Source organism: Nakamurella aerolata, from assembly GCF_013002705.1.
GTDB classification, from domain to species: Bacteria; Actinomycetota; Actinomycetes; order Mycobacteriales; family Nakamurellaceae; genus Nakamurella; species Nakamurella aerolata.
The window spans coordinates 262,035-274,595 of the sequence record NZ_JABEND010000004.1; the positions used below are offsets into that span (position 1 = coordinate 262,035).

The 12,561-nt window shown below is 72.7% G+C and carries 5 protein-coding genes; all 5 read left to right on the forward strand.

Annotation, left to right across the window (positions count from 1 at the left end; translation table 11 throughout):
* Window positions 1-82: 82 nt before the first annotated feature.
* Window positions 83-916, forward strand: a complete 834-nt coding sequence (locus HKD39_RS09640) for a protein phosphatase 2C domain-containing protein (protein WP_171199646.1) — start codon at window positions 83-85, stop codon at window positions 914-916.
* A complete protein-coding gene (locus HKD39_RS20445) occupies window positions 913-2,832 on the forward strand; it encodes an FHA domain-containing protein (protein WP_171199647.1) in 1,920 nt (639 codons plus the stop codon). The genes HKD39_RS09640 and HKD39_RS20445 overlap by 4 nt, the downstream gene beginning before the upstream one ends.
* Before the next feature lie 25 nt (window positions 2,833-2,857).
* Window positions 2,858-4,411, forward strand: a complete 1,554-nt coding sequence (locus HKD39_RS09650; RefSeq protein WP_171199648.1) for a serine/threonine-protein kinase — start codon at window positions 2,858-2,860, stop codon at window positions 4,409-4,411.
* Window positions 4,412-4,600: 189 nt separating this feature from the next.
* Window positions 4,601-5,284, forward strand: a complete 684-nt coding sequence (locus HKD39_RS09655; RefSeq protein ID WP_171199731.1) for an FHA domain-containing protein — start codon at window positions 4,601-4,603, stop codon at window positions 5,282-5,284.
* Window positions 5,285-5,382: 98 nt separating this feature from the next.
* Window positions 5,383-12,534 carry a fibronectin type III domain-containing protein gene (locus HKD39_RS20450; RefSeq protein ID WP_171199649.1) on the forward strand — a complete coding sequence of 2,384 codons (7,152 nt, stop codon included), beginning with the start codon at window positions 5,383-5,385 and terminating at the stop codon, window positions 12,532-12,534.
* Window positions 12,535-12,561 lie beyond the last annotated feature (27 nt).

A 12,561-nucleotide genomic window follows, 5' to 3' on the forward strand; every position in this document is an offset into this window, starting at 1 on the left:
GTCCCCATCGCAGCCGGTTCGACGCCGCCCCTAGGTTGGTCGGAACATGTCGGTGGTCGGGACCGGACCCGAGGGTGAGTGCGTGCGAGCGGGGCAAGTGAACTGGGGCAGTGCCACCAACCGGGGGCGGGTGCGGCGGGTCAACGAGGACGCCATGTTGGCGCTTCCCGACGTCTTCGTGGTGTCCGACGGCATGGGTGGGCACCGGGCCGGAGACGTGGCGGCCCGCACCGTGATCGACGAGTTCGCCGGCGCCCACACCTCCGCCGACCCCCGCGACCGCGAGTGGGTGACGCAACGGGTGCGCCGCGCCGGGCGCAGCATCAGGCAGGGCAGCGGTGGCGGCGCCACCGTCGTCGGGCTGGTGGCCGAGCCGGGGCGCTGGCTGGCGTTCAACATCGGCGACTCCCGCGCCTACGCCTGCTACCAGGGCACCATGCAGCAGATCACCACGGATCATTCGGTGGTGCAGGAGCTGGTGGATTCCGGCGAGCTCGACCGGGCCGGGATGCGCACGCATCCGCAGCGGCACGTCATCACCAGGGCGATCGGCCTGGTGGGCGACAGCCACCCGGACTTCTTCCAGCTGCCGATCCGCGAGGGTGAGCGGCTGCTGTTGTGTTCGGATGGGCTCACCAACGAGCTCACCGAGGCGCAGATCCACAGCGTGCTGGCAAGCCAGATCGACCCGCAGTTGGCGGCCGATGCGCTGGTTCTTGCTGCGGTGCGGGCCGGGGGCCGTGACAATGTCACGGTGGTGGTGGTTGATGTACTGGCAGTGCCAGGCGCCGCCGCATCGGAAGACACCCGGCCACGGGAGCTACCTGTCGAGCCTCTCGAGGAAGACATCGAGAGCACCTTGCCGATGCCGTGGGCGGCGCTTCCGGTACCGGCAAGCAGAGGGAGCAGTAGGTGAGTACATCGGACGGATCGACGGATCCGATCTCGCAGGTCGGCTACCTGGCCGGTGACCAGTGGTTGGTCGCCGGCCCGCGGGCGTTGGTGCTGTTGGCCGGTGACCCGGCCGACGCGTTGCGGTGGTGGCCGGCGGTCCGCGCCGGCGCCGACGCCACCGAGCTGATCGGGCTGCTGTACACCGACGGGGTCCTCGGCACCGACCGCCCGGTGACGGTGGTCTGCCGCGAGGACGACGACGCGGTGCGGCTGCTGGTGCAGTCCGGTGCTGCCGCGACGGTCCGCACGGCCGACGGCGGTGACGTGCTGGTCGATTCCGCCGGGTTGCTCAGCTGGCGCGAGCAGCTGGTGCCGGACGCCGCGCTGGTGCGCCTCGGGCCGGCCGTCGCTGGGACGTCCGATCCGGCGCCCGCCGACGCTGGGTCCGCCGACGCGCTGCCGCTGCCGGACGAGCTGCTGCCGATGCCGACCGGTGTGGTCAGGGCCGGGCAGGTGTGCTGGCAGCTGCGCAGGGACGTCCCCCAGCCGCGACCAGCACAGCCAGCGCAACCGGAGCAGCCAGCGCAGCCGGAGCAGGCTACGGAACCAGCAGCAGACCCGGGGAGCGCAGCGAACCCGAAACCAACGGCGAATCTAGAAGGCGCGGAGGACCCGGGGAGCGAAGCGAACCCGGAAACACCGGCGAATCTAGAAGGAGCGGTCGACTCGGGGAGCGCAGCGAACCCAGAGCCAGCGGCAGACCTGGGGAGCGCAGCGAACCCAGAGCCAACGGAAGGCCCGGGGAGCGCAGCGAACCCGGAACCAGCGGTCGACTCGGGGAGCGCAGCGAACCCGGAAATAACGGCGAACCCAGAACCAGCGGCAGACCCGGGAAGCGCAGCGAACCCGGCAACTGCCGACGAGCCCGTGCAGGAGCCGGAAACGGAGCCAGCGCCGGCGCAGGAGTCTGAGGCCGAGCGCACCGGCTCCATGCCGGTGCAGCTGCCCGCCCCGGCGGCAGCGGCGCTGGCGGCGCTCGCCGGCCGGCAGCCCCCGCCGCAGCCAGATCCGGACGCGACGCAGGACCTGCCGGCCGATCCCGACGACAACGCCGGCGCCGACCACAATGCCAGCACCGGTGCGCCACCGGCGGCGAGCCCCGCGGCGAGCCGGGCGCCGGACATGTCGCGGGCGAACCCGTTCCCGCCGCTGTCGGTGCCGCAGTTCGCCCCGCCGCCGTTCGTGCCGATCGCGACGACGCTGCCGCCGGCCGGGCCCCAGAACGCTCAGAACACCCCCGACCTGTCGAAAACCCCTGCGCCGCAACCGGAAGGCGACCACGACGGCCACACCCAGGTGGGCTTCTCGCAGCTGGCGTCGGACCTGGCGGCGGGCACGGCGGGCAACGGCTCCGACCCGGGTGCCGGCAACCCCGACATCACCGACAGCTACGACGCGGTCGAGCTCGGACCCGGCGAGGTGTACGCGGTGGTGTGTGCCAGTCGTCATGCCAACCCGCCGCTCAGCACCAGCTGCCGGGTCTGCGGTGCGGCGATCGCGAACACCCGGCCGGAGCCGGTCGAAAGGCCGGTGCTGGCCGACCTGGCGCTGTCCACCGGGCAGCGGGTGGCTGTGCAGGCGCCGGTGGTGATCGGCCGGGCCCCCGCCGCGCTCGGTAACGGGGCGCAGCTGGTCACCGTTCCCAGTCCGCACCAAGACATTTCGCGCAGCCACGTCGAGGTGCGCGCCGAAGACTGGCACGTGGTGGTGGCCGATCTGAAGTCCACCAACGGAACGGTGGTGCGGGCGCCGGACCGGCCGGACCAGCTGCTGCACCCCGGCCAGGCGATCGTGGTGGAGCCGGGCTGGGAGATCGATCTGGGCGACGGGGTCACCGTGCAGGTTCGCGAACCCGGCGATCAGCGGGACATGCGTTGAGCCGTCAGCGATCTCGGTGGCGTCGATGAGCCGCCGCCCCCCGGCACCACCGCCCGATCTACCCGGCTACACCGTCAGCAAACTGCTCGGCTCCGGCGGTTTCGCCGACGTGTACCTGTACGAGCAGCAGTTGCCGCGCCGTTCGGTCGCCGTCAAGGTGCTGCTGCCGGGCGCCGCCGACGCCGAACTGCTCGCTCAGTTCGACGCCGAGGCCAACCTGATGGCGGCGCTGTCGACCCACCCGGCGATCGTCACCATCCACCAGGCCGGAATCTCCCGCGACGGCCGGCCGTACTTGGTGATGGAGCATTGCTCGCGCCCCAACCTGGCGGCCAGGTACCGGTCGGAGCGGCTCGGTGCCGCCGAGGTGCTGCGGGTCGGTATCCGGCTGGCCGGCGCCGTGGAGACCGCGCATCGCGCCGGCATTCTGCACAGAGACATCAAGCCGGCCAACGTGTTGACCACCGATTTCGGTCATCCGGTCCTCAGCGACTTCGGCATCTCGGTGCAGAGCGCCAGCGTCCGCGGCCCGGCCGGACGGCCCTCGGGCGAATCGGGTTCGGTCGGCATGAGCATCCCGTGGTCGGCACCGGAGGTGTTCACCGAGCACGGCGGCGACGAGCGCGCCGACATCTACTCGCTGGCCGCCACCCTGTACACGGTGCTGGCCAGCCGGTCGCCGTTCGACCGGCCCGGCGGGCCGAACACCTCGGCCGATCTGATGAACCGGATCCGGACCGCGCCGCTGCCGCCGATCGGCCGGGACGACATTCCGGACGCGCTGGAGCGGGTGATCACCCGCGGCATGGACCGCAACCGCGGCGCCAGGTTCGCCACCGCGCTCGATTTCGCCAGGGCGCTGCAGCAGGTGGAGGCGTCGCTGCGGTTGTCGCCGACGCCGATCGATGTGCTTGACGAGGATCCGCAGCACGCCGCCGAGGAGCTGGGGGACACTCCCGCCACCAGGGTGCGGGCGCTGACCGTCATCCATCCGCAGGCGCCTGCGGCCGGTGCCAAGCAGTCCGGCGTTCCGCAGTTCGCCAACCCGGGGACGGCCGCCGCCGGCGGCGGTGGCGGGTTCGCGCCACCCCAAGGGGGCCAGGGCGGCGCGGCCGCGGGCTGGTCCGGCCCGGGCACAGTCGTTGCCGCGCAACAATTCTCGGCGCCTCCGCCGGCCCAGCCCGCGCGTCGTTCCAGCTCGCTGCTCGGCTGGCTGGGCGGTGCTGCGGTGCTGGCGGTCGCCGCCGTCGTCGCGGTGTTGGCGCTGAACGGCGGTGACGACCCGGCTCCGCCCCCGTCCGGGCCGGCGCTGCCGAGCATGTCGCCGCAGGGCCCGATGGATGTGCTGCCGGCACCGAAGGTGGCGGTCAAGGTGGTGGACGGCAAGAGCGTTTTCAGCTGGGCGCCGCCGAAGGGCTTCGCCGATGGGGACTTCTACCGATGGAGCACTTCGCCCGATGGCGGGTACAAAACTATCCGGGACACTACGGTGACGGTCCCCAAGCCGAGCGCCTGCCTGTACCTACAGGCAGTGAGCAAGGCGGGTACAGCATCCGAGACGGAGCACAGGTGCTCGTGAGGGAAGATAGGTCAGATGACCGAAACGGTAGTTCGGGGTTCAACGGCCTCGCGGGCGAAGGGTGACATCCGGGTGTCCATGGACCACCAGCAGGATGCGGTGACGCCCGCCGGCGGACCGGCCACCGGCGAACCGGCCGGCGGCGACCAGGCCGCCCCGGCAACCGCCGGCGCTGCGGGAGCCACCGCGATGCACATCGAGTTCTGCGGCGAGTGGTCCAAGCTCGACCAGGACAAGCCCTTCACCATCGGCCGCGGCGGCGACCTGCAGATCGACGACAATCCCTACCTGCACCGGCACTTCCTGCAGGTGGCCTACGGCGACGGGCTCTGGTGGCTGACCAATACCGGCAGTCAGTTGTCCGCGACGGTCAGCGATGCCGCCGGGTCGGTGCAGGCCTTCCTGGCGCCGGGGGCGCGGCTGCCGCTGGTGTTCGCCAACACCACGGTGCTGTTCACCGCGGGACCGACAACGTACGAGCTCACCCTGGTCGGCAGCGAGCCGGCCTTCCAGGTCGTCGAACCTGTCGACGGCAGTACCTCGGGGGAAACCACCATCGGGCCGGTGGCACTCACCGACTCGCAAAAGGCGGTGATCGTGGCGCTGGCGGAACCGCTGCTGCGCCGCGACGGCACCGGGACGTCGGCAATGCCGTCGTCGAAGGAGGCCGCCGCCCGACTCGGTTGGGAGATGACCCGATTCAACCGCAAACTCGACAACGTGTGCGACAAGCTCGACCGGCGCGGGGTCCGTGGCCTGCGCGGCGGTCCCGGCCAGCTGGCCACCAACCGGCGGGCCCGGCTGGTGGAGCATGCGGTGGCGTCCCGGCTGGTGACGCCGGAAGACCTGCCGCTGCTGGATCAGTCGTTGTAGCGACGCCGCCCCGCGTGCTGATCGGTCGGCTTCGAGAAACCGCACGCGGCTGCTGATTCGAGCACACCATGATCCGGCTACCCCGCCCCCTGCTCATCGTGACCGCCGCCGCGCTGGCCTGCGCCGGTGTGGTGGTCGCCGTCGCGCAAGATACCGGCTACCCCGCCGCCAAGACCGACATGGCCGACCGGCCCATCTGGGTCAGCAGCGGCTCCGACGGCATGCTCGCCAGGGTCAACCTGACCAGCCGTGACCTGGAGAGCGGCGTCGTGGTCGGCGACAACGACTTCGACCAGCTGTACCAGGACGGGCAGACCGTGCTGGTGGCGAACTCGCAGACCGGCTACGTCAAGACCGTCGACCCCGTCTACGCCGAACTCCGCGGCAACACCGGCGTGCCCGTCGGCGCCGCGCTGGCCATCGGCGGCACCCACGCCACCGGCAAGACTCCCGGCTCCGGGGTGCTGGCCGTCGCGGACGCCAAGAAGGACGCGCTGTGGGTGCGGCCGCTGAACCAGCTCGGCCGCGGCCAGCTCGGTTCGGTGGCACCGACCGCCGCGGTTCCGGCCGGATCCCGGGTGGCCGTGGGGGAGTCCGGCACGGTGTTCGCCGTTTCCCCCGACGCCGGCGCCGTCACGGTGGTGCCGACCGGGCCGGAGGGCGCCGGCCGCCCGCAGCGGCTCACCGTCCCGGCCGCGCCCGCTGGTGCCGCCAGGACGCCGGCCGGCGGGGTGACGGTGGCCGCGGTCGGCGACACCGGGGTGGCGCTCGACCCTGCGCACCAACGACTGCTGGTGATCACCCCTGGCTCGGGCACCGCGGGGCCCGCGGTCCGCGCCTTGCCGCTGCCGGCGCAGCTGCTCGCCGAACCCGCCGCGGCGCCCGGCGCCGGCGCCGGGCTCGCCCTGCAACAGAGCGGGCCGGACGACCCCGCCGTGCTGCTGAGCACCAGCAGCACGCTCTGGCAGCTACCGCTCGACGGCGGCCAACCCAACGCGCTCGGCCACACCACGCCTGGCGCGGGAAGCACTGCGCCGCAAGGTGTTCCGGCCGCGCCGGTGCGGCTGGCCGGCTGCAGCTACGCGGCCTGGGGCACCGGCGCGACGTCGTACCTTGCCGCCTGCGCCGGCCGCGATCCGGTGGCCCGCCGGCTGCCCAAGGTGGATCCGAAGGCCGACGCCCAGCTGACCCCGGTGTTCCGGGTGAACGGCACCGTGGTGGTACTCAACGACGTCCGCAGCGGCAAGGTCTGGACGGCGGACGCCTCCGAGGTGGTCGACTCATGGCCGGAGCTGCGCGGCGCCGTCACCGCCGGGCAGCAGCAGACCGACAAGAACGGCGCCGGCGACGCCGTCGGCTCCGGCGACCAGCCGAAGGTCGACTGCCGTAAGGCCGGCGCCACCGTGCCGCGCGGCGTCGACGATCAGCTCACCCTGCGCGCCGGCGGCAGCTACCTGCTCGATGTGCTCGCCAACGACGACGTGGACGCCTGCACCGTCCCCACCATCGTCGGGATCGGCAACGTCGACACCAGGATGCTGCGGGTACAGAAGTTCGGCGGCCAGCAGCTGCTGATCACCGCAAGGGACGACGCCTCGGGTGCGGCACCGGCCTTCAGCTACGAGGTCGCCGGCGACGGCACCACCCGCCGCACCGCGGCGGTCAAGGTGAGAGTGCTTGGCAGCAAAGAGAAATCGCGACCGGCCCGGCAGGCAAGCAGCCCGATCGTCAGGGCAACGCCGGGCAGCACCGTCACCGCCAACGGGCTGGCCGGGTTCACCTCGACCAGCGGCGACCCGCTGCGGCTGCTGGCCGCCGACCCGCAGTCCGCCGACATCAGCATCCCGGCCAAATGGTCGGACGGCCGGCTGCGGATCGCCGTCGCCGCCGGTGCCGAACCGGGGCTGCGCACCGTCGAGGTCCAGGTCACCTCCGGCGACAGCGAACCGGTCCGTGGCACCGTGCAGGTGCAGGTGGTGGCGCCGGCCAAGGCCGTCCCCGAGGCGGCGCCGGTGTTCGCCACCGCGCAGGTGGGCCGGTCCACGCGCATCGACCTGCTCGACAAGGTGCGGATGCCGGACTCGTCGGCGCCGCGGCTGGTGTCGGTGACGCCGGACAGCGCCGCTGCGGGCGGTAATGCCGACGCGGTGTCTCCACATGCGGTGCCTGCCGAGACCGACCAGCTTTCCGGCACCGTCACGGTGCGACCGGAGCGGGCCGGCAGCTACTACTTCAGCTATCGGGTGGCCGGCGTCGGCGGCGAGACCGACGGCCGGCTGCGGGTCGATGTCGGTGCCGACACCGCCGACGGCACAGGCACGTCCGACGGCCGGCCGGTCGCCGGCAGCCGCGACGTGTACCTGCCGGTGGACGGCTCGTCCGTGACGGCCGACCTGTCCGGTGTGCTCACCTCGCCGGTAGGGAAAACCGTTGCGGTGCAATCGATCGAGGTGCCGGCGGGGGCTCCGGTGAAGGCCGCCGTTGTGGCCGGGTCGGTTGGCGTGTTCTCGGCGGCGGCGCCGCTGCCGGCCGAGGGACTGCTGGTGAAGTACACCGGCACCGACGGCCAGCACACCGCGACCGGCACCATCAGGCTGGTCGCCACCGAGCAGGCGGCTCCGGCCGCGAAACCGCTGGTACGGCCGCTCAGCGCCAGGGTGGCCCCCGGCGGCATGCTCAGCATCCCGGCAGCGCAGTTCGCCACCGAACCCAACGGCAAGCCGCTGACCGTGCAGACCCCGCCGGCCACCGACACCCAGGGCCGTCCGATTCCCGGGATGCTGGTCGCCACCGGCACCGGGCTGGGTTACCGGGCCGGGACGCGGCCCGGCACCTTCACCGTCCCGGTCGGGGTCATCGGCGCCGGCGGCACCGCCACCGCGCCGGTCACCATCACCGTCACCGGCAGCCGCGGCGGCAGTGAGCAACTCGGCAAGCCGGCCGACGCGGCCCTGCGGCTGTACACCGACTCCGCCGGCACGGTGGCGTTGCCGCTGGCCGACCTGGACCCCAGCGGCGATCCGCTCTGGCTCACCTCGGTGGACCGCCCGCAGCTCGGTTCCGCCGACGCCGCCGGACCCACCACGCTGCGATACCGGGCCGGGCCGCGAGCCGGCACCGACACCGTGCGCTACCGCGCGGTGAACTCAGCGGGCAAGGCGGTCAGCGGCCAGGTGCAGGTGGTGGTGATGCCCCCGCCGAGTACCGTCGCGGCCCCGCTCACCGAGAATCTGCACACCACCATCTCGTCGAAAACCCCTGCGGTGTACGACATTGCGGCTCAGGTGACCGACCCGGCCGGGCTGCCGGTCGAGCTGGTGGGTATGCCGAAACCGCAGTCGGCGGGCTCCGGCATCACCGCCACCGTGCGTCCGGACGGCCGGGTGCAGCTGACCGGGAAGGACGGCGCCGTCGGGGTGTTCAGCTACACCGTCAAGAACTCGCGGCAGGCCACCTCGTCCGGCTACCTGCAGGTGAGCGCCAGCGCGTCGGCCCCGGCCCCGCAACCGACCGCCCGCGACGTCTACGTGACAGCGGCCGACGTCCGCGGTGCGGCCGCGACCGTGAATCTGGCCGGTGCCGTCGACCTGCCCGGCGGCGACCGCGACACCCTGCGACTGGCCGCCGCCCCGCTGCCGTCCGGCAGCAATCCGCTGCAGCCGGCGGGCAAACGTGCCTTCACCGCGCCGATCACCGACAAGCGGCAGGTGCTGCCGTATCGGGTGAGTGCCGGCGACGCCGGTCAGGCCGCCACCTCCTTCGTGGTGATCCCGCCGGCGTCCGCGCTGCCCAAGGTGACCACCGAGCCACCGGCCGCGGCGCAGCAGCTGCGGCCGGGCAATCCGCTCGACGCCGCCGAGCAGGCCGGGTCGGCGCCGCAGTCCGGCACCGCCACCGGTGCCCCCAGTACCGGCCGCCCCGACCGCAGCACCGCCGCCCCGCAGCGGCGCGCCGCCCAGGCGGTCGGCAGCACCGCGCCGCCGTCCGGCAGCGCAGGGGCCGGCACCGCCACCGGCGGCGCCCAGACCACCGGCGGGCAGGCCACCGCGGCACCGACCACCGGCGCCGGAACCGGTGCTGGCACCGCGGGCTCGGCGCCGGCGACCACCGCCGGCGGCCAGAACGGGACGCAGGGTGCCGGCACCCCCTCCGCCGCCGGTACCCGTACCGGCGGCAGCAGCCCAGGCACCGGTGCCGGCACGGTTGCCCCGCCCACCGCCGGGCCCACCGGGCCGACCGGCCCGGCCGCACCGCCCGCCTCGACCGTGCCGCCCGTCACCAGCCCGACCGCTCCCAGCGCGCCGCCACGGCCGGCCGTCGAGCTGACGCCGAACCAACTTCCGGTCGAACTGCAGCCGGGTGAACAGCGCCGGCTCACGCTGGCCGACCTGGTCACCGTCGTCGGCACCACCGGCGACCAGCTGCGCTTCAGCCCGGTGGACAACCCCGCCGTGCCCGGCCTGACGGTCAGCCAGCCCGATGCCGGCAGCGTGCTGGTCAAGGCGGCCCCCGACGCCGCGCCCGGCACCAACCAGCAGGTGCAGTTCACCGTCAGCGCCCCCAAGGCGCCCGACGCCCAGTCGAAGGTGCTCACCATCCCGGTGACGGTGACCCGCAGCACCCTACCCCCGGTGTACGTGCCCGGCCAGAGCGTCACCCTCGAGGCCGGTCAACCGCAGCAGGTCGACCTGCTCAAGGGCGCCGTCGACCCGTTCCGCAAGGGGCTGAAGGTGACCGCGCTTGGCCAGCCGCAGAAGGGCATGCAGGCCTCCCTCGACGACGCCGGCAAGGTCGCGACCGTCACTTCGGCCAGCGTCGGCACCTACTCGCTGGACTACACCGTGCAGGACGCCACCGGCGACCCGGCCCGCGCCGCCACCGGCACCTTGACCGTCGTTGTGCGCGGTGCGCCGGGCAAACCGTCTGCGCCGCAACAGGAATCGGTGGACGCCGGCGCCGCCACCATCAGCTTCAGCAAGCCCGACGAGAACGGCAGCGCCATCAAGCAGTACACCGTCTACGCCGCGGGCCGGACATGGCCGTGCGAACCGAGCGCCGGCAGCACCGTGCAGTGCACCATCAGCGGGTTGACCAACGGCGAGAAGTACACCTTCACGGTGTCGGCCAGCAACGACTCCGGCGAGGGCCCGAAATCCGATCCGAGCGCGGCGATCGTCCCCGATGTGGCGCCGGGGCAGCCGGGCAATCTCGCCTACAAGGCCGGCGACCGCCGGCTCGACGTGAGCTGGACCAAGGCCACCACCAAGGGCGCGCCGATCGTCGGCTACCGGCTGTCCATCACCCCGGCGGACGGCGGCCAGGCGACCGTCAGCGTCGACGCCGCCGCTACCTCGCACCAGCTCACCGGGCTGACCAACGGCCAGGCCTACACCGTCACGGTGGTGGCGGTGAACAGCGTCGACAAAACCTCCGACCCAGCCACCGTCGACGGCACGCCCGCCGCCAAGCCGGGTGCGCCCTCGGCCGTCACCATCGCCACCAGCCCGCGGGACGCCGGTGCCAGCAACAGCGCCACCGCCACCTGGAAGGCCGCCGACGGCAACGGCGACGACGCCATCACCTACACCGCGCAGCGGCTGGACTCCGACGGGCAACCGGCGGGCGATCCGGTCATCGTCAACCCTGGCGACCCGCTCAGCGCCGACTTCGCCGTCGAGGTCGGACAGGCGTTCAGCGTCAAGGTGACGCCGAAGAACAGTCAGGGCGACGGGCCGGCGGCGACGTCCGACCAAGTGTTGCCGACCCGGTTCCCGTCCAAGCTCACCGGCGTCACCGCCAAACCCACCGGAGAGCGCGGCAAGGTGAAGGTCAGCTGGGGCGACCCGGCCGACACCGGGCTGCCCGTGCAGTCGTTCACCATCGCCGGGCTGCCGGCGTCGCAGACCATCACCGACCCGGCCGCCAGGCAGGCAACGGTCGACGCCCCCAACGGCCAGCCGGTGACACCGACAGTTTCGGTGTGCCAGTCCGGCGACAAGGGCGAAGAGTGCAGCGAGCCGGTGGCCGCTGACCCGGTCACCCCGTACGGGACGTCCGGACCGGTGGAGAACCTCACCCTCGACCCCGACGCCGCGCCCGGCCGGCTGGTGGCGAACTGGAATGCGCCCGCCGACAACGGCGGCAGCAAGGTCACCGGCTACCTGGTGACGGTTCCCGGGCACCCGACGCAGACCGTGCAGGGCGCCTCGGCGACCATCACCGGCCTGCCCGACGGCCAGCAGGTGACGGTGCAGGTCGCACCCAAGAACGCCGCGGGCACCGGCGAACCGCGGTCGGCCGACGAAACGCCGTACGCCAATCCCGGCGCGCCGAAGCTGACCAGTGCCAGCGGCGGCGCCAACGCCATCACGCTCGGCTGGAGCGCCCCGACGATGAACGGACAGACCGGCGGCGGCTACCAGTACTCGCTGGACGGCGGTGGCTGGCAGCCGTTGACCGTCGACGGCTCCGGCACCAGCGCCACCATCTCGAACATGACCAGCGGCACCAAACAGGTGCGCATCAGGGTGGTCGGCGGGCGTGCCCAGCGGCAGGACGGCGCCCCGTCCGACGCCAGGTCGGTGACGGTCTACAACCCGCTCAACACCCCGACGATCCAGCACAGCTGGCCCAAGGGTTCCGGCCCCAACCGCATCCAGTTCAGCTGGGAGATGCCCGGCGGCGGCAACGGCCGCAAGGTCACCGGCATCACCCTGTCGATCGACTCCACCAACAAGAACTTCGCCGACCAGACCTTTCCCACCACCGAGACCAAGGGCGACAGCGCCGTGCACGACGTCGGCTACGGCGACTCCGGCAGCGCCACCGTGAAGGTCTGCGTCGAAGGTGGTGAATGCAAGACCTCGGCGGCCGACAACTACAAGACGGGTGCCGCCCCCGCACCGCCCAAGTCGGCGGTGACGCCAGTGGAGGGCGCGTACACGACGTACCGGAACCAGTGGGGCAACTGCGCCAACGGCTGCAACTTCGCCGGGGTGAAGTATCAGAACCTGCCGCAGGGCCGCTATGCGGTGACGTGGAACTTCCGCAGCAACGGCCCCGCGCACAACCCGAGCCCGTACTACGGCAGGTTCGGCGGCGACGGAACGTTCACGATCGACCCGAAGACGACCCAGTACTGGACGGCGTACGGGTTCTACGACGGCGCCCAGGCGAAGGTCACCATGGTCAACCGGGACACCGGGGCAAGGTACGAGAGCGACTGGGTGCCGTGGGTCCGCAAGAGGTGACGGTGACCACCGCCATGGGCGGTGGCA